The sequence below is a fragment of the Kitasatospora sp. NPDC057015 genome (assembly GCF_042673745.1).
Classification (GTDB): Bacteria; Actinomycetota; Actinomycetes; order Streptomycetales; family Streptomycetaceae; genus Kitasatospora.
Genome location: NZ_JBHUSG010000068.1, coordinates 1 through 18098 on the forward strand (window position 1 = coordinate 1; position 18098 = coordinate 18098).

Below are 18098 nucleotides of genomic sequence, written 5' to 3' on the forward strand. Positions count from 1 at the left end.
GCGGCGATCAGTCCGCCGGGAACGCACTCTCCCCGCGCCGCCGCGGCCACGGCCCGCACGACCGCTCCCGCAGCGCCCGCGTCCAAGCCGGGCGGCCCGATCCGCCGTGCGGGGGGCCAGCTCTACCACCCCCGAGAGCTGGCCGACCTGCCCGACGTTGAGGCGCTGAATCGCCTACGCGACGCCAACGTGCCGGTGCTGCTCTACGGCCCCCCGGGCACCGGCAAGACGAGCTTGGTCGAGGCGGCGTTCGACGACCTGATCACCGTCGCTGGCGACGGCGACACCACCGTCGGCGACCTGATCGGCGAGTACACGCAGGCCGACGGCGGAGGCTACACCTTCCAGTACGGCCCGGTCATCACCGCGATGACCGAGGGTCGGCCCCTGCTGATCGACGACGCCACCCTGATCTCACCGAAGGTCCTGGCAGCGCTCTACCCGGCGATGGACGGGCGCCGCCAGATCCAGGTCAAGGCCCACAAGGGCGAGACCATCAAGGCCGAGAAGGGCTTCTACGTGGTGGCGGGCCACAACCCCAACGTCCACGGAGCGATCTTGACCGAGGCGCTGGCGAGCCGGTTCAGCGTACAGATCCAGGTCGGTACCGACTACGACCTCGCCCTGGCGCTGCGGATCGATGCCCGGGTGGTCCGGGTCGCCCGACACCTCGCCCGCCAGGTCGAGCTGGGTGAACTGGGCTGGGCCCCCCAGCTGCGCGAGCTGCTCAGCTACCAGAAAACGGAGGCCGTCCTCGGCACCAAGGCCGCGCTCGCGAACCTGGTCGGCATCGCTCCCCTGGAGGACCGCGACGCCGTCGCCGACGCCGTCAAGAAGATCGCCGGCGTCAAGCAGATCGCGCCCCTCACCCTCGGCAACCAGCTCTCCGCCTCGACCGCCTCGGCCGCCCGGCAGCCCCCGGGCAGCACCGCAGCCGCGCACCGGGGCCGCCAGCGATGAGCACCCACCACCACGTCCAACCCTCCGCCACCACGCCCGACGACGACCTCGCGCGCTGGGACGACGACGGCGCCCGGCCCGCACCGCCCCGTTCCTCCCCGGCCGCGTGGCTGCGCGTGGGAGCCGAGCTCGGCGACCGGCTGGTCGCCCTGTCCGGCCGCCAGGACCTGCTCGTCACCTGCCGCCCCGGCACCCGCAGCGGCGCACCGGCCGGCTACTTCCCCGGTCTGGGGGAGATCGAGTTCGACGCCGGCCTGTTCGCCCCCCTTCAGGCCCATGAGGTCCGTCCGCGGATCGTGGGTGACGAGGAGCGCTATCCCGCTGCCTGGGGAGTGTTCGTCCACGAGGCCGCTCACGCCGCCCACTCCGTCTGGCGGCAGCCGCCCGGCGCGGACCCGCGCGTCGTCGAGGCCGCGCTCCTGCTGGAGGAGAGCCGCGCCGAGGGCGCCCACCTGGTCAGGCGGCCCACCGACCGCACGTACCTGCGCACCAGTGCCCGGACCCTGGTCATGCCCGACATCGCCAACCCCACCCTCCAGGGCGTCGAGCACGCCGCCGGCGCGGCGGCCCTGATCCTCGGCCGTCGGGACGTCGGCATCCTCGACGCTGGCGAGACCCGGGCCGTCGCCGACCTGTGCGAGAAGGTCCTGGGCACCGACCTGCTGGCCACCCTCAGCGGCATCTGGACCGCAGCCCATCAGGTCGACGACCACGACGCCACGACTATGCTCGCGCACGCCCAGGACTGGTGCGACGCCCTGGACACCGCTTCCCCCGCTCTGCCCGTGCCGGAGGACCTCACTGATCTGCTGTCCGACGCCGTGGTGGTCGTCATGGACAGCATGGCCGCCACCGACGCCGCCGACCTCGCGGCACAGGCCGCCGCGAACAACGCCATGGCCTCGCAAGCCCAAGCACGGACCCAGGACCGCGCCCAGCAGGCCGGCCAGCGACGCAAGGCCGCCGCCACCGCCAAGTCGGTCTTCAACTCGCGCAGCGCCACCGTCAGCCCCGACGGCACACCGATGCCCTCCAGCAACCCGGTCACCGGCACCCGCAGGCCCACCGCAGCCGAGCAGAGTGCCGCCGCGCGCCTGAGTCGCGCGCGTCGCGCAGCGGCCTATCGGGAACGGACCGAGGAGCGGACCACCAGCCCCACCCCGCCCGGCCGCCTCAACATGCGCGCGGCCCTCGCCCGCGACGCCCAACGCGCCGCCGGATCGATGCCCACCGCAGAGCCGTTCACCGCCACCCACTGCCGCAACTCACCCACCCCACCGCTGCGGGCGGGGATCGCCGTGGACGTCTCCGGCTCCATGTCGGCCGCCTGCGGGCCCGTCGCATCCGCTGCCTGGATCGTGGCCCGCGCAGCGGCCATGACCGGCCCCGACTCCCGCACCGCCACCATCGCCTACGACGCGCATCTGACCGCACTGACCCGGCCCACCCACCGAGCACCAGAGCGCGTGACGACGTTCAACGCCAGCGGTGGCAGCCACAACCTCGCCGACGCCATCGATGCACTCGACCACGGCCTCGACCTCAGCCGCCCCGGCACCGGCCGTCTCCTCGTTGTCGTTACTGACGCCCAGTACGCCCGCGACGAAACCGCTCAAGCCGTCACCCGCATCAAGCGCCTCGCCGCCGCCGGCTGCGCGGTACTCCAGCTCACCCTCACCGCGGAATCCCGCCACCTGCCGGGGACCACCCTGCTCCACCTGCCCCGGCCCTCCAGTGCCCCCGCCGCCATCGCCAAGGCCGCCACCGACGCCATCCGCAAAACACGCTGAGACGCCGGGTTCATCGAGACAGGACACCTGTATAGCCGGACTCCTCGCACCCCTGCTGGTGGGCTTTTTGCTCGCCTGCAGGGGTGCTCTGCGTTCTGCCCTGGTGTTCGCCTCCGGCAGACGGATATCACTACGCGAACCGGTCGAAACCAAGCAAATATGGACGCTTCCCCCGAACAGGAAGGCGAAGCGTCGTGACCGTGGCGATCACCGCTCCCACCGTCCCCGGACTCAAGCCGGGCGCCAGCATCGAGCACCGGGCCTGGCTCGTCGGCCCCGGCAGCCCCTACCTGATCTCCGACTTCTTGGCGGCCCGTAGCTGGAGCTGGGTCATCGATCCTCGCGGCAGCCTCCATGCGGCCAGCCCCGACACCCGCGTCTACCTCGGCTACGCGCCCGACGACCCGAACGCCGACACCTGGACCATCGCCGTCACGGGCACCAGCCGCCACCCCGGGTGGAAGGCAACCTTCGACCGTGACGCCCCTGTCGAGCTGGTGCTCGACCTCCTCACCGCCCTGTACGAGCGCCCCGCCCGCTGAGCACCCGCGAAGGGATCCACCATCACCACCAGCTCCACCGCCCCGGACACCAAGCTCGTCAGCCTCTTCGCCTCGGTCCACTACATGGCCATCGTCGGCGCCGTGTCGACCGCCGCCACCGCCGCCGTCTGCGCCGTTCTCCACCTCGGGCTCCTGAGCGCCACGCTCGCCCTGACCTGCTGCCAGCAGATCGCTCTCCAGATCAAGCTCCACCGGCTCCAGAGCGCCGCACTGGCGGCAACTGCAACCGCGCGGATGCCCCAGCAGGGCGGCCCGTCCGACTAGCCATCGGACGCCGGAGGGCGTGGCCCGACCCACGCCCTCCGGCCGGACGCCCTCGTTCCTTCGTCGTTCTGGAGAAGCCGTGAAGCCTTCCGCCCGCCCCCGACCCCGCATCCGCTCCCGCGCCGTCAAGACGGCCGTACTCGCGTGGGCCACCGCAAGCGCCTCGACCGCCATGACCTTCGCAGTCGTCGTCGTGTACGACGCCCTGCGGTACAGCTCCGTGGCCAGCGGGGAGCTGCTGATCACAGGGCTCGCCGTCATCAACCTGCGGCTGGTGTCCTCGCTCTGGGACGAGATCACCGACGCTGATGTCCTGCACCGCCTGCGCCTCGCCGAGAACCCGTGCAGCGACCGCAACCTCGCCCGGCACCTGGGTCGCCGCCCCGGCCCCGTCGATCTGAGCCTGCTGCGCCTCTTCCGTGCCGGCCTTGTCGCCCCGGTCGACTCCGTCAACGGCATGGTCCGCTAAACCGCCAACTGACCGAAGGCACACGTCGGGCCCGCACCGCGCAAGCGGTGCGGGCCCGACGTGTTTCGGCTCCAGACACCCTTCAGGCTCTGGGCGCCGGTCAGCTCAGATGCCGGTGCCGACTGCGCGGCGCGCGCTGCGTCCTACGCGGCCCACCAGCGTGCTGGGCTTCAGGTTGCGTTCGGCCCGCAGGAGGTAGCCCACCGGGGAACTGCCCATCTGCTCCTTACGGAGGCCAGCCACCGTCTGGCGCACGGTGACGCCCAGCACGGCCAGGCCGGTCACGGCGACCGGGGCGGTGCCGGCCCACAGGCCAACGGCGGCGCCGACCGCGGGCGCCTGGAAGCCGAGGGCGCTGGTGAAGACCGTCATGTTGAGCCCGGCCATCGCGCTGCGCAGCTTGTCCAGAGGCTGCGCGATGTTGGTGTCGAAGGTGAGTTGGAGGTGCTGCTCGAAGGCGCCGCGGTCGGTGACGCCGGCGGTGCTCTCGCGCAGCTCGGCAACGGTCCTGTCGATGCCCTCGGCGAAGGCGGTGAACTCCTGACCATGGGTGCGCCGCAGTTCGATGATCTTCTCGATGGGTACGTTGCGCAGCCCTGATGGCAGAACGCACTGCACGGCCATCAACCCGATCCTTGCCGACACGTCCGTCTCCAGAGCGGCGGGGGCCCTGCCGAGCAGTGCGGCGGCGATGTTCTCGCTCGTCCAGTTCCGTGCTGCGGCGTGGGCGCTGACCTGGTCGGTGGTCGGGGTGTAGCCGGTCTGGCGGGCCAGTTCCTCGGTGAGGGCGCACTTGTAGATCCAGGCGATGGCCGGATCCATGGCCAGCCAGCTGATGGGGTTGTGTCCGGGGTCGAGCCTTCGGGGGGGCATCCTGGCCAGGTCGGTCTCCTGCAGCACCTCGGTCAGCTCCTGGCTGACCTCGCCCGGATACAGACCGGCCAGGGGCCGGTCCCGCAGCGGTTCGCCCGGTGCGGTGGGTGGGGAGTTGACCCGAAGGCGGGTGAACGGCCGCTCCAGGGCCGCTCGGTAGCGCCCGGGCAGGGCGTCCTGGTGGTCGCGGACCGCCTGGATGAATGCCGGTGCGATGGCCGCCGCAGCTTGCCGCGGGTCCTGGTCGATGATGAAGTCCAGCTCGCCGCGCAGCGCCTTGATGCTGTCGGGGTCGGCGACCGGAAAGCCCGAGGGCACGACCCGGGCCAGCTTCGGGCAGTACAGTGCTGCGGCCTTCACCCAGGCGTCGTCGCGGAAGTGCACGTACGGGTAATAGAGACCGATCCGCTGCATCACTGCCCTCTCGCCTGGCCGGCTGCCATCATCACGTCGCGTGTTCGAGACCCGACGCGATGCTACCGCCGCGGGATGCAGCGGACGGGCAACGGTCAGGGCCTCGGACACCCAGGCGGTCTCGAAGGCGGCTGGCCGTCCGCCGGAGTCAGTGCTCCGGCGGGACAGTCAGCCGAAGGGCTCGGCGCGCTGGCGGCCCGGCCGGCTGCGCCTGCGGGCACCGTTCGCCCGTCACCCGAGGTAAGTCATGCGGAACAGGCCGTCGAAGCCGAGGCCGGCGTACAGGTGCTCGAAGCTGTCCCACTCCCTCTCGGGGCCGCCGGGGATGCGGGCGCCGTCGACCTCGCCGGCACCGAGGTCGTGCTCCTGCCACTCGTGCGCACAGCGGCAGCGGACGAAGACGAGGTCGCCGACCTGGATCAGGAGCCAGTCGCGGCCGGCGCCGCAAGCGGCGCAGGTGATGACGATGCCGCGCGGGCGCAGGGCGGCAGGGTGGGGAACAGCGAGGACGGCGGCCGGCTCCGGCGCGGGCTGGGGAGCCTCGCCGAAGTGGAAGTGGGTGTACCGGGGAGTCTCGGGGTCGCGGCCGTCAGGAGTGTTCAAGGAGCCCCTCTCGTGGTGTACGGGAGTAAATGCTCCGAGAAGCACGATTGGTTCCCTAATGTCCGCTTATTCCGACGTGATCCGGAGCACATCGACTCCAACGCCCCGTCACGGTGTGAGCAGGGACCTCTCGTTGAGCAGGCACACGAGAGTGTCGTACCTCTCGAAGAACACCACCCGCAGCTTGTGCAAGCTGTTCTCGGTCGCGCCGGACTTGTGCGGCCCCGGACGCAGCACATAGCCGTCCTGCGGATGAGTCAGCCCGTCCAGTGCGTTGGGGGCGAGCAGGTCCGCGAAGAGACCTTCCGTCGCCCAGTTCAAGTTCTGCGCTGCCTGAAGGCAGGCGGCATCCGCCTCGTGCAGGGCCGGGTCGACGTACCGGATCGGATCGCTCCCCAGCTCGGTGACGGCCTCGTCGAAGAGGCGGTCCACCCGGCCGGAGTGCGTGTAGAAGTTCTGCATCCGCAGCCCCCGAAGCCACGGCGCGTGAGGGTCCAGGACGCGGAGGAGCCGCTGCGCCTTGTCCCGGTCGCCAGGATGCGGGTGGCTGGCAACAGGCACGGCTGCCTGCGGGCCGGGGGCCTGGGAGGCAGCCAGCAAGTGGGCCCGCAGCGCCTGGTACACGTCGGCGTCCCGGGTTGCGGGCCGAATGATGCCGCTGTGGTCGCCGGCGAGCATCCGGGGCTGGGGGAACCCGCTCTGGGCGGAACTCCTGCGGACGATGTTGTCCTCGGTTCCGCCGTAGACATGGAACGGGATCGGGCACGACCCCGGTCCCAGTTCCGTGGCGTAGACGATCTTGGCAAGCACCGTCCGCTGGGCGTCCTTCACCTGCTCGTGAAGCGGTCGCAGCTGCCGTTCCTGCGGGTTGCGCAGAAACCGGACACGCAGGGACAGTGCGAAGTCCGAGCCCTCGTTCGGGCAGGCCAACAGCACGACGGATTTGATCGAGGCGAGGTCGGGGCCCCTGGTGTCGGCGATCATCCGGGCCAGGAACCGCTGGACCACGAGTCCGCCCTGGCTGTGCGCCACCAGTACGAAGCGCTCGTATCGGTCCGCCTTGAGTTCCAGGAACGTCCTCAGCCGATCCGCGAGGTCGTTGAAATCGGGAATGCGCCGGTCCGGCCGAAGCCGCAGCTTCGGCGAGCTGTACTGGAACGGGTACAGGTCGGCGAACCCCAGCTCCTCGTCCGTCTTCAGGAGGTTCACCAGCGGATCCCAGGTATGGGGACCTGAGAAGAATCCGTGAACGAACACGACGGCGACGCGATCCCGCGCGGGCATCATATGCGGCCTCCAAGAGTTCGGACTGCCCGAAGCAGCGGGACGCGACGATTCTTCCGCAGCAGGGCTGTGACCGCAGCCGGTTCGGCGGGCCAGAGTCGAATCGGCCGTCTCAGTGGAGGCCGTCACCTGCTGGCGCAAGTCGTGAGTGCGGGTAGTCCACCGTCCTGCGCCAATGCTCGTCGGCCGTATCCGCAGGAGACGGGCAGGCTGAATTACCCGGCGTATTTCCCCACAACCCGGCCGCTACGGTCAGTTTTCTCCTACTGGAAGGACTGACATGGCCAGGTACTGCCCGAGCTGCGCGGGGACTCTTCGGGAGCGACCGCCGGGTACCCGGGGCCGGCCCCGGGTCTACTGCAGCCCGGCCTGCGGCGAATCGCTCAGGCGACGCCAGACCGCCCTTTCCGCCGACCCGCTGAAGGGCCACGAGCGGCTCCTGGTCGACTCCGACCGGCAGATCGGCCTCACGATGGCGGGGCTCGTGCGGCTCCAGCAAGCGGTCGAGGACCCGGCCCGCGGCGTGTCTGCTCGCGCCGTCGCCGCCGAACTCCGGGGGCGCGCCGCGCTCCTGGAGCGGATCGCCGCAGCGGCCGACGCCAGCGCGGAAGCGCGGGCAGCGTGCCCCGAGGTCACCACCTCGCTGGTCATCTCGCTGGACCCCGGCGACCTCAGCGAGCTGGTCCTGCGGGTGAGCGTCGCCGCCGAGGAGGAGGTCCGGGCCGAGCTGCGGGCCGAGGGCGAGACGGTGGGCCGCAAGCTCGAGTTCAGCGCGGAGACGCCCGGGATCCTGGTGGCGCTCCTCGTCGGCATGAGCCCGACCATCTGGCCCTCCATGCAGCGCCGTCGTGCAGGCGCTCGCCCACCGGCACGCGGACAAGCGGGTCGTCCTGCGCCTGCGCGGGAGCGAGCTGGAGGTCACCGGCTACTCGGCGAAGGACGTGGACCGGGTCCTCGCCCAGGCCGCCCGGATCTCCGAGGACAACGAGCGCCGGACCCAGGAGTGGCGCGCACGCATCCGTCCGTAACCAGGGCAGGTGTACCGGCGGGGTCGGGGCCGCACGCTGCGGCGGCCCCGGCCCCGCCGTTCGGTCAGCTGACCGTGATGTCGAGGGTGCCGGTGGCGTCGGCGAGGTGCTGCAGGCAGATCTCGGCGGTGGTGCCGGTGGCGACGATGTGCGCGACGCGGGCGGTGCCGAGGTCGCCGTCGGGCGGCAGTGCCACGTGGTCGCCGGCCTGCTTCTCCCACACCAGGCGCTCCAGCCAGGGCTCGCTGCCGAGCGCGGGGTCGGCGTCGGCGCGGGTCAGGCGGCCGGTGGCGGGGGCGTAGACCAGGCTGATCGCCGCTGCCCGGCGCCGGGTCGGAACGAGGTCCGGCTCCAGGCCGAGGGCGATGTCGGCGGCGGCGAGCGGCAGGTCGATGCCGGTGGCCTCCCGTACCAGGTGCGGGATCAGGTCTCCGCCCAACCGGCCGTTCACCTCGATCAGACGCGGGCCGGTGTCGGTCAGGCGCATCTCGACGTGGCTGACACCGGTGGTGAAGCCGAGGGCGTTCAGCGCCGCGACGGCGACGGGACCGGCGATGGCCAGGAGCGGGTCGCCCGCCTCGACGGAGTGGCCGACCTCCTCGAAGAACGGCTCCGGACCGAGCTGCTTGCGGGTGACCGCCACCGGGGTGGTGACGCCCTGGACGGTGACGCACTCCACCGAGATCTCCGGTCCGTCCAGGTACTCCTCCACCAGGACGTCGGCGCCCTCGTCGTCCTGGGCGGCCTGGGCGGCGTGGGCGTACGCGGCGGCGAGGTCGCCGGGGCCCGCGGCCTTGATGACGCCGAGGCTGCCGGCCTGGCGGGCGGGCTTGAGGACGAGCGGGTACCCGGTGGCCGCCGCGGCCTGCTCGGCCTCCTCCAGGGTGGTGACCAGGGTGCTCCTCGCCGACGGCACAACGCAGGCGGCGAACGCTTCCCGGCTGGCGGCCTTGTCCCGGCAGGCCATGGCGGTGGCGGTGGAGTTGCCGGGCGTCCCCAGCAGGGCGGCGACGTGAGCGGCGCCGAACTGGGAGAACTCGTCCCAGGTGAGAACGCCCCGGACGTCGTTGACGAGGAGGTCGTCGACCGCACCGACCAGGTCGTCCAGGTCGTCCAGGTCGGCGACCTCGTGGTCGGCGATGTACGGGCCTTCCCAGCTCGGCCCGCTGCGGCCGATCAGGACGACCTGGTGGTGAGCGGCGATCTGGGCGAGCGAATACTCCCGGTACGCGCGGTCGCCGGAGTTGATCACAAGTAGCGAGCTGGTCAGAGTCGTTCCTTCGGTAGATGGGGAGGTGCGGGACTGGGCGTTCACCAGGGCAGGTCCGGGTGCTGGCGGCGGGCCTGTTCGCCGAGGCGGCGCGAGAGGGCGGTCAGGGCGTCGGCGGTGGTGTCGGCGTTGGTGGGCAGGTGGATGACGGTGCGCAGGACGTGCGGCTGGTAGCCGAGGCGCTTCTTGGCCTGGTAGTTGGCGCGGCCGGCGTCGATGCGGCGGGCGCCCTGCTCGATCGCCCAGCGGGGCGCCTCGGTCATCAGCCAGGTGTAGGCGTGGCGGCCCAGCGGGTGCCGGTAGTCGATGCCGCTGGCCCACAGGTAGAGGCATCCGGAGTGCAGCCAGCAGTACAGGCCGCCGACGAGGTACCCGTCGTGGCGGGCGGCCAGCAGGACCGCACCGGGTACCTCGGCGAGGCGCTCGAACAGATCGCGCCCGTAGAGGGCGGTCCCGTGGCGCTCGGCAGTGCCGACGGCCAGGTCGGTGAAGGCGGGCAGGTGGGGCAGCATCTGCTGTCCGGTGAGGGGGACGAGGGTAAGTCCGGCCTCGGTGGCGCGGCGCCACTGGCGGCGGATGTCGCGCCTGTGGCCGGCGGGTGTCCCGTTCCACCAGAGGTCCAGGTCGCCTCCGAGGTCGCGGACGTGCGCGACGTCGGTGGCCAGGTCGAGGACCCGGGCGGCGCCCTGGTGGCGGCCGGCGACGGTGAGGCTCGCGGCCTGCTCGGCGGTGAGACCCGGGTAGACGACGGCGTGGGCACCGAGTTCGTCGGCGAGGTCCAAGCCCGCCCTCGCGGTCAGGGAGGCGAGCGGGGCGCTGGAGGTCCCGGCGCCGCCGTACTGGCCGTGCGGGCTGCCGGAGTACAGGACGGGCCCCAGCCACGCCGGCGGTACGCCCGCGTCGGTTTCCTGGCTGCTCCAGTACGGGCATCCGCGGGCCGGGACGAGGAAGTACGGCACCGTCTCGGTGCGGCCGGCCGCGAAGTCGGTGGCATGCAGGTGCCGGTGGGCCTGGACCTGCTCGGTGGTGACGCCTTCCCATGCCGTGCTCCAGGCACGGCTGCGGGAGGGGTGCGGCGCCGGGTGGCTGTCGTGGGGAGCGTCGGTGACGGTGTCGTACCAGACGCCGATGGCGTCGGCGCGCCCGTGGTCGGAGTCGAGGTTGGCGGGGGTGATGGGGCTTCTCCGGTGGGTGAGTGGTGATCGGTCGGTGGGCGGTCCGGTCGGGGACTCGCGGTCAGCGGGCGGGGCGCCGGGGGCCTGGCTGCTGTACCGGTCCAGGCGTCGCCGGGAGCGCCGGGGGCCGGTCGGGTCGGGCGACGGCGCCCGCCCGTGCCGCCTGGGCCCGTGCTGCCCGGCTGGCCGTCGGCGTGCCGATCCTGGGGGCGACGTGCGCGGTCAGGACGGGCAGCGGTCCGGCGGCCAGGCGCGCCACGTGCGGCCACGCCTCGTGGTTGCGCAGGTGCTCGGCGCGGCGCAGGACCGGGAGTGGGTCCGTGCCCTTGGCGGTGGCGGCCTTGGTGATGTCCGCCATCGCTTCGTTCCAGCCCGTCCGGATCTCCTGGAGCTGCAGGCGGGCGGCGTCGACGGCGTAGAGCCGCCTGAGCTCCGGGCCTATGACCGGGTTGAGGTGGTCCTCGATTCCGGTCGAGGCACGGATGCCCGCGGTGACCTGTCCTGCCTGGGCGAGAAGTGTCTCGACGTGGCGCCAGGCGGCGCGGTTGCGAGCTTCTTCCGGGCGGTGGCCACCGCCGTGGCCACGGCGGCCGGGTGCGGCGACCCCGTGCGCTTCCAGGTCCCGGACGCACTCGACGGCGTGGGTGACGGCAGCCGAGCGGGTGCTCCACTCGGCCTGTCGGCAGCGTGGCGCGAGGTCCCTGATGGTGGCCGCTGCCGCTGCCGGGCCCGCCCCGGCCGCGACGGCCACGGGCGCGGGCGGTGCCACCTCGCCGAAGGCGAACGGGGGGATGTCGTCGAACCGGGCGGCGCCGACGAGCAGCGGGGCGTCCGCGGTGGTCCGCACCGCGAGGAGGTACTCGCCTTCCGGGCCGGTGAGGGCGACTGCGGTGTCCGGAGCGGTGGTGGTGGTCCACGAGGTTCTGCCCCAGCCCCAGGCCATTTCCGCGAGTTCATCGAGGTCCCGGCCGGGGTTGAGAGGGCAGGGCCGCACGGTCCACCCGGGCAGCTGCTCCGCGAGGTGATCGGCGAACGGCGAACGGCGCGTTCGGGATGGTCGGGCAGGGCCCGGCCTTCCTCGTCGAAGTACACCTTGGCAACCGGCGACTTGTCGTGGTCGGCCGTGGCTGCGGGAACGAACAGGGCGTAACTCGACGTCCACTGCGGTCCCCATGAGCTTTGCTGGGAAAGGATCATGTGCCAGTGGGGATCGGCGTGGTGGCGAGACTCGCGTCGCGCGGCGAGCAGCTGCTCGAAGGCGGCGAAGTCGGCGGGGGCCAGTCCGGCGTGGTCGATGTAGGTGGTGGTGTCGTTGGAGGGCAAGAGGCTTCCGTTCTCGGTCAGGCAGCGGTGGCGAGGTGGTCGTCGCTGTCGGCGTCGGTGACCTCCCATGCGTCGCGGTGCCGGCGCAGCCCGCGGAAGCAGAGGCCGGTGGCGAGGTTGACGGCGATGGCGGTGGCGAGAACTAGGGCCGGGAGATGGCCTGCGGGCCATACGGCGACGAGCAGGCCGGCCAGCGGCAGGGGCGCAAGGGCCAGCAGCACGGTGGCGGCGAGGGTGGAGGCGAAGGCCCGCGGGGGGATGAGCCGAGCGCGGGCGGTGCGCAGGACGACGGTGGCGGCGCCCTCGCCGGCCATCAGTACGGCGACTGCGCCCGCGTAGAGGGCGAGGTTGGGCGCCACGGCGCTGACCAGCGTCGCGCCGCACATCAGGGCGACGGAGACGGCGCCGACGCGCAGCAGGCCGTGGCGTTCGATTCCTCGGTGTGCGACGGCGACCGCGGCGAGTGAGAGCGCTGCGGCGATGCTCCACACCAGGCCGACGGCGGCGCTGGAGTGGTGGAGGTCGCGCGTCACCGTGATCGGCGCGGACACCTGCACCAGGCCGCTGGCCAGGTTGACGCTGGCCAGGGCTCCGACGAGCCAGGCGAGCGCGGGGGTGCGGCGCAGCACGCCCAGGCCGGTGGTCAGGCTGGTGAGCGGACCGGCCGCCACCGGGTTGGTGACCGCGTACAGGTGGGGGCGCTCCGAGCGGACGGTGGCCGCGACGGTGGCGGCGACGGCGGACAGGATGGCGACGGTGGCCAGCAGCAGGGCCGGACCGGCGAGCAGCAGCAGCCCGCCGATCAGCGGGCCCAGCAACAGGGCGGCCTGGTCGATGCCGGTCAGGACGGCCTGCACCCGGTGTGCCCGGTCGCCGGCCCGGCGGCTGGCCTCGCCGCCGAGCGATTCGTTGGCCAGGAAGGAGGTCTCGGCGAGCATCCCGCAGACCACGCCGAACGCCAGGACCAGCCACGGACCGGCGCCGACCGAGAGGCCGACGAGCGTGGCCAGGGCGACGGCCGCGCGCAGCAGGCTGGTGCCGAGGATGGCGCTCTGCGGGCTGCGCCGGTCGATGATCGGGCCGGTCCCGGCGATGGCGGCCAGCCGGGGTGCCCACTCCAGGAGGAACGCGAGCCCTGCCCAGCCGGGGGAGTTGGTGAGGGTGAGGACGAGCAGCGGTACCGCGTACATCACCACGGCTCCGGCGAGGGCGTCGGCCGCGCGCAGCACGTAGCAGCGCAGCAGCCAGTCCCGCTCTGCGGCGGGCTGGGCGCGGTAGCGGCCGGCGCTTCTGCGGCGTGCTCGTGCGATGGCGGGCGGCTTGGGCATGGCGGTCTCCGGGATCGGGCGGGGCGGGGTGAAGGGTTGGCGGTTGGTCGGCCGCCGACGGAGCCCAGGTGGCGTCCGTCGGCGGCCGGGTCAGCGGCGACGCGGTGCGTCGGAGGTGGTGGTGCTGGTCGCGGTGGCCGTCGCCGTGGCCGGAGGTGATCCGGCTTCGGCCCGTGCGGGACCGGCGGCGCGGGTCGGCGGTTGCGAGCGGGCGGGGACCGGAAGGTCGGCCAGCCGCCGTACGCGCCAGGTCAGTACGGCGCTGACCGAGTCGGCGGTGCCCAGCTCCCGCCAGGAGCGGGCCTGCTCCAGGAGAGCCTCCGGGTCGTGCCCGGCCGCCTCGGCCTCGGCCAGGACGGCGGCGAGCGCGTCGAACTCCGGCTCGGCCAGCAGCCTGCGTCCGGCCTCGCCGGGGACGACCCGGGCCACGGCCTGCTCCTGGCGCTCGCGTACCGGCCTCGGCAGCTGCCGGCCGCGCTGGCGCAGTGCGGCCATCGGCCGGGTCGCGGCCTGGCGGTAGGCGGCCCGCAGGTGCTCGGCGGTGGCGCGGGCGGCGGCGGCCTGCTGGCGGTGGCCGCGCTCGGCGTGCCAGCGGCTGCTGGCGATCACCAGCAGGAGCAGAGCGGCGAGCAGGGTGGCCGCCGCGGTGGCGTCCGGCGCCTTGTTGGTGGTGTAGCCGCCGGCCAGGATCTGCCGGGCGGCCGACCGGACGCTGCGGGTCTCGGCGGAGGCGGCACGGATGTGCGAGCGGGATGCCCGCTCGTACGCCCGTGCCGCGGCCAGCAGCTGGGTCTTCTGCGCGGGCATGGCGGTGCCCGCGAGGGCGTCGAGCACCTCACCGGTGTCGGTGATGATCCCGGCGGCAGCGGCGTCGTCCTCGCCGTCCAGCACGTCGATCGCCTCGTCGATCGCCGTCGAGGCGGCGAGGCGGGCGCGCGCCGGAGCCGAACGGCGCCCTGGCGTACGGTCGATGCCCTGCGGCTGGCGCTCCTCGTCGGCGCGTTCGCCGAGCGGCACCGCGAGCCGCTGGCGGATCCTCGGCAGGGTGAGGTCCGGCCCGAGCTTGTAGCCGCCGAAGAACACCGGCTTACCGGCGGCGTCGCGTTCGCCGACGGCGGCGACGCTGTAGCCGAGGACGTCGCCGGACGGGCCGACCTTGCGGTTGACCAGTACCCCGGCCGTCTCCAGCCGAGCGAAGAACTCGCCCTCGTCGGACGCGCCGGCCAGGGCCTGGCGGACGGCGTCGCGCAGCAGCTGGCGGCTGGTGTCCGGTTGGCCCAGCCGGGCGGCCTTGTGCTTCTCGGCGTTGGTCGGCTCCTTCGCCGCGGTGCCGTCGCCAGGGTTGAGCTGGCGTAGTCCCCACTCCTTCTCGATCTTGCGGCACTCGGCCTGGGCTCTGCGGAAGTCGTTCTCGATGTCCGCCTTCAGCAGGTCGCCGCGCACGATGGTGGCGGCGATGTGGACGTGGTCCTCGGCATGGCGGACGGCCACCCAGCGGCAGCCGTCCGGGTCTCCGTCCGGTGCGATCCCGGCGGCGGCGACGACCCTGCGCGCCGCCTCGGCCCACTCCTCGGTGCTGAGCGCCCGGTCCTCCGGGGAGGTCCGCAGCGAGCAGTGCCAGACGTGCTTCTTCAGGGCGCGGCGCTTCCCGCGCTGGTCCACGCGCATGTCCAGGGCGGTCTGGAGCTGCTTGAGGCTGGCGGCGGGGTCGCGGCCCGGGTCGGGGGCGTATCCGTCCCAGGACGCGATCAAGTGGGGGTCGACGTGCTCGTCGCGCCGGCCCGGCCCGTAGAGGTAGGCGAGGAGTCCGTACGTCCGTGAGCCGCACACGATGTTCGGCACCACGGCGTCTACTTCTCCTTCACGATCTTGGCTGAGGCGGTGTCGATGGCGGCGATGGTGCTGCGGACGGCCGCCAGCGCGGCGACCAGGTCGGCGGGGTTCGGCAGGCCGCCGCTGTTGAGCTCCCGCGCGATCTGGTTCAAGTTGTTGCCGCAGCGAGCGACTTGGTGGCGGGCGGCGGCGAGTTCGTCGAGGGCTCGGTCACGGCGGTCTTCGGGGTCTTGGTCGAGGGAGAGGCTGCGGGCGGCGTTCAGGCTGCTCGTGGCGATGAGGCGGGCGACGGTCAGCGCGCGGTCGGCGGCAGCGCGCTGGATCTCGGCTTCTTCGTCGGCGCTGAATCGCACGGTGAGCTTGCGCTGGCGCTGCTGTGGCTGGTGGTAACGGCGGCGCGGACGGCGCTCGACGTTCTCGTCGTCGGCGTCGACGGCGGCGTTCATCAGTGTTCTTCCTGTCGGTTCCTGCCTCCGGAGCCCCCTGGCTCCGGAGGTTCGGAGTCGAGTCGAGCGCCCCCGCTCGGCTCGACTCCGTACCTCCCCCGGCCCCTGGCCGGGGGCGAGCCCTTGGACCGTCCGATAGGACGGTCCAAGGGGATAGCTCGCTCCGCCGTAGGTGGCAACACGTCTGAGAAGAAAACGGGTTGGCCGGTGCTTCGTGCTCGGGGCGTGCTCGGTGCCGGCTAGAAGTCGAGGCTGTCGTCGGCCAGTCCATGGGCGGCGAATGCGGCGATCAGGTGGTCCATCACCAGCTCCTCGACCTGGTCGCCGGAGAGGAGTTCGGTCGGACTGCTCCCCGTACGACGGACCCTCCACCGACCGTCGCCAACCTGCTCGGCGGTGTGCAGGTGGCGGTGGCTGGTGAGGACGGTCATGAAGTCGCTGACGATGTCGCGGTCGGCGAGAACGGCGGTGCTCACGGGTACTCCTGGTGGTCGACGGGAGGGGGGTTCGGGCGAGGAAACGTCAGTGAGAGCGTGGCGGCGGTTTGTCGGTGCGCAGGATCTGCAGGATTTCCCCGACCCGCTCGTTCGAAGCGCTATGGCCTGCCTGGCGGATGGCGGTGGCCACCACGGTCCGGGAGGTCCGGCCGGCCAGCTTCGCTGCCGCACGGCCGATCTCCAGCAGCTGCGGATCCGGACCGGACGGACCGGTGGGGTCGGCTGGACCGGCGGCGGACCGGGCGGTTGCTGCGGACGGACCGGTGGGATTGGTCCGTGGTCCGGGTGGACCAGCGACGGACCGGCGGTCCGGACCGGACGGACCGGTGGGGCCGGGTGGTGGTGCGGTCGCGCCGGACGGATCGGACGGACCGGACCGGTTGGGTGGTCCGGACGGTCCGGTGGGGTTGGTCTGCAGACCGGTGGACGGACCGGACGGATCGGGTGGTCCGGACCGGTCGGGCGGCCCGGCGGGTGGTCCGGACGGACCGGACGGGTTGGTGGCTTGGGTGGTTGGTGCGGACGGAACGGACGGACCGGCGGGGTTGGTCTGCGGTCCGGGTGGACCGGCGGCGGACCGGCGGTCCGGACCGGACGGACCGGCGGGGCCGGCGGGGCCGGGTGGTGGTGCGGACCGGGTGGTTGTTGCGGACGGACCGGCGGTCCGGACCTGCTGGCGGTGGAGCCGGGCGAGGATGCGGTCGCGCCTGCGGGCTCCCTGATGGTGCAGCCGGATCTTCTCCTCGGCGGACCGTTGGGTTAGTGCGTGGTCCGGTCCGGCGCTCAGCTCCGCCGCAGCGGTCCGAGTGGTTGCGCTTGCCAGCTCGGGCGTCTGACTTGGCTCCCACGCGGCGCCCCTGTCGTGGTGCAGGGGTCGTTGGCGCGTGAGCGTTCCGAGCGCTGTGGCTGTGGGCTCGGGTTCGGCCGGGCCGGCTGTGGTCGGCTGTCCTCCGTGCCGGGTAACGATGATGCCGAGGTGGACTGCGCCGGCGAGGGCAAGCGGTGCGATGGTGCTCAGGGATCCCACTGCGAGGTCGCCGAGTCGTAGGGTGTCGGCCTGACCGGGTACTTGGTCGTTCAGGCGGATGGCGTGGAGGGCATTGGCCCAGACGCTGGTACCGGTGGCACCGGCGAAGAGGGACCAGGTGTAGGCGCGGGCGGTCGCGGGTGCCTCCCGCAGCAGGACCAGGGCGCGGACGCCGTAGGCGATGAAGCCGTCGACCACGACCGGGAACAAGTACGACAACTGGCCACGGACGTGGATGGCCTGGGCCATCTGCTGCAGTGCGTCGTAGCTGAGGGCGAACCCGGCCGCGCCGAGCAGGGCGACAGCCGCGATGTCCCAGGGTGAGACCTTGGGGCGGCGGGACTTCAAGCCGCCACCGCCATCGAGTCAGCGATCATCTGCCGCAACTCGTCGGCGAGTGCGGACTCCTCCCCCCGCTCGTGCTCGGGAATGATCGCAAGTTCACGATCGGCATGCCGGCGGCGCTTGAGCGCGGCCTTGTAGCCGATGCCCAAGGCAGGGGACCAGACCTCCCAGGGGATGCCGACCATCTGGGCGACCCGGACGGTGACGCGCTTCTCCGGGTCCGTGAGCGGTATCCGCTGGCCGAGCAGGACGGCGCGGATACGGGCGAAGTCGGGCCGGTCCTGACGGAACGTGATGCGCTTGCCGATCTCTTCGCTGGTCAGGCCACCGCGGATGCCCTCAGTAACGCGGCACTCAACAGCGTCTTCCAGGCACTCCCTGCGGACGGGGCAGCGCTGGCAGAGCGCGAGCGCCTGGTGGTGGGCGGCGAATCGTGGAGGCGCAAACCAGGCGTCCGGCTGGGGGTGCCCGGCGCAGAGGGCCTTCTGGCGCCATTGCTGGTTCCCGCGGTCGAGGCCGATGATGTGGACGAGCTCCAGCTCGCGGATGATCGTGTTCATTCGGGATGTCTCCATCGCGCCGCAGGTAGGCAGCGGGCGCGGGCAG

General features: G+C 72.5%; 18 protein-coding genes. 6 read left to right on the forward strand and 12 right to left on the reverse strand.

The annotated features are described in order from the left end of the window. The 5 genes from ACFTWP_RS37920 to ACFTWP_RS37940 all read left to right on the forward strand — a co-directional run. A partial coding sequence (locus tag ACFTWP_RS37920) for an AAA family ATPase (RefSeq protein ID WP_380269680.1) occupies nt 1–960 on the forward strand: 960 nt, incomplete at its 5' end. Next, nucleotides 957–2750, forward strand: coding sequence for a hypothetical protein (locus ACFTWP_RS37925; protein WP_380269681.1), 1794 nt, complete (start codon nt 957–959; stop codon nt 2748–2750). The genes ACFTWP_RS37920 and ACFTWP_RS37925, both read left to right, overlap by 4 nt. Nucleotides 2751–2944: 194 nt before the next feature. Continuing rightward, nucleotides 2945–3292 carry a DUF317 domain-containing protein gene (locus ACFTWP_RS37930; protein ID WP_380269682.1) on the forward strand — a complete coding sequence of 116 codons (348 nt, stop codon included), beginning with the start codon at nt 2945–2947 and terminating at the stop codon, nt 3290–3292. Nucleotides 3293–3376: 84 nt separating this feature from the next. Continuing rightward, nucleotides 3377–3577 (forward strand): hypothetical protein, encoded by a 201-nt coding sequence (locus tag ACFTWP_RS37935; RefSeq protein WP_380269683.1) that lies wholly within the window; start codon nt 3377–3379, stop codon nt 3575–3577. Nucleotides 3578–3749: 172 nt separating this feature from the next. Continuing rightward, nucleotides 3750–4046: a hypothetical protein gene (locus ACFTWP_RS37940; protein ID WP_380269684.1), complete on the forward strand. Its 297-nt coding sequence runs from the start codon at nt 3750–3752 to the stop codon at nt 4044–4046. Nucleotides 4047–4151: 105 nt separating this feature from the next. Here the strand turns inward: ACFTWP_RS37940 and ACFTWP_RS37945 are convergent, their stop codons facing one another. The 3 genes from ACFTWP_RS37945 to ACFTWP_RS37955 all read right to left on the reverse strand — a co-directional run bounded on the left by ACFTWP_RS37945 (nt 4152) and on the right by ACFTWP_RS37955 (nt 7223). Then, nucleotides 4152–5333, reverse strand: a complete 1182-nt coding sequence (locus tag ACFTWP_RS37945) for a DUF6236 family protein (protein WP_380269685.1) — start codon at nt 5331–5333, stop codon at nt 4152–4154. 231 nt (nt 5334–5564) lie between these two features. Continuing rightward, nucleotides 5565–5936, reverse strand: coding sequence for a hypothetical protein (locus ACFTWP_RS37950; protein WP_380269686.1), 372 nt, complete (start codon nt 5934–5936; stop codon nt 5565–5567). A gap of 108 nt (nt 5937–6044) precedes the next feature. Next, a complete protein-coding gene (locus ACFTWP_RS37955) occupies nt 6045–7223 on the reverse strand; it encodes an esterase/lipase family protein (RefSeq protein ID WP_380269687.1) in 1179 nt (392 codons plus the stop codon). Nucleotides 7224–8068: 845 nt separating this feature from the next. Here ACFTWP_RS37955 and ACFTWP_RS37960 point away from each other — a divergent pair. Then, nucleotides 8069–8248 (forward strand): hypothetical protein, encoded by a 180-nt coding sequence (locus tag ACFTWP_RS37960; protein ID WP_380269688.1) that lies wholly within the window; start codon nt 8069–8071, stop codon nt 8246–8248. Between the two features lie 64 nt (nt 8249–8312). Here ACFTWP_RS37960 and ACFTWP_RS37965 read toward each other — a convergent pair whose 3' ends face one another. From ACFTWP_RS37965 to ACFTWP_RS38005, 9 genes are all read right to left on the reverse strand, one after another. Next, complete coding sequence (locus ACFTWP_RS37965; RefSeq protein WP_380269689.1) at nt 8313–9563, reverse strand: ATP-grasp domain-containing protein; 1251 nt, start codon at nt 9561–9563, stop codon at nt 8313–8315. Beyond that, on the reverse strand, nt 9560–10477 hold the full coding sequence (locus ACFTWP_RS37970; protein ID WP_380269691.1) for a GNAT family N-acetyltransferase: 918 nt from the start codon (nt 10475–10477) through the stop codon (nt 9560–9562). The genes ACFTWP_RS37965 and ACFTWP_RS37970 overlap by 4 nt, the downstream gene beginning before the upstream one ends. 277 nt (nt 10478–10754) lie before the next feature. Continuing rightward, nucleotides 10755–11636 (reverse strand): hypothetical protein, encoded by an 882-nt coding sequence (locus ACFTWP_RS37975; protein WP_380269692.1) that lies wholly within the window; start codon nt 11634–11636, stop codon nt 10755–10757. Between the two features lie 397 nt (nt 11637–12033). Next, nucleotides 12034–13344, reverse strand: a complete 1311-nt coding sequence (locus tag ACFTWP_RS37980) for an MFS transporter (protein WP_380269693.1) — start codon at nt 13342–13344, stop codon at nt 12034–12036. 90 nt (nt 13345–13434) lie between these two features. After that, nucleotides 13435–15189 (reverse strand): relaxase/mobilization nuclease domain-containing protein, encoded by a 1755-nt coding sequence (locus ACFTWP_RS37985; RefSeq protein WP_380269694.1) that lies wholly within the window; start codon nt 15187–15189, stop codon nt 13435–13437. A 5-nt stretch (nt 15190–15194) separates the two neighbouring features. Then, entirely contained in the window at nt 15195–15623 is a 429-nt protein-coding gene (locus ACFTWP_RS37990; protein WP_380269696.1) for a plasmid mobilization protein, read from the reverse strand. Nucleotides 15624–15862: 239 nt separating this feature from the next. Continuing rightward, nucleotides 15863–16099, reverse strand: a complete 237-nt coding sequence (locus ACFTWP_RS37995) for a hypothetical protein (RefSeq protein WP_380269697.1) — start codon at nt 16097–16099, stop codon at nt 15863–15865. Between the two features lie 46 nt (nt 16100–16145). After that, a complete protein-coding gene (locus ACFTWP_RS38000; protein WP_380269698.1) occupies nt 16146–17495 on the reverse strand; it encodes a DUF2637 domain-containing protein in 1350 nt (449 codons plus the stop codon). Continuing rightward, a complete protein-coding gene (locus ACFTWP_RS38005; protein WP_380269699.1) occupies nt 17492–18052 on the reverse strand; it encodes a WhiB family transcriptional regulator in 561 nt (186 codons plus the stop codon). Before ACFTWP_RS38005 ends, ACFTWP_RS38000 begins: the two co-directional genes overlap by 4 nt. Nucleotides 18053–18098 lie beyond the last annotated feature (46 nt).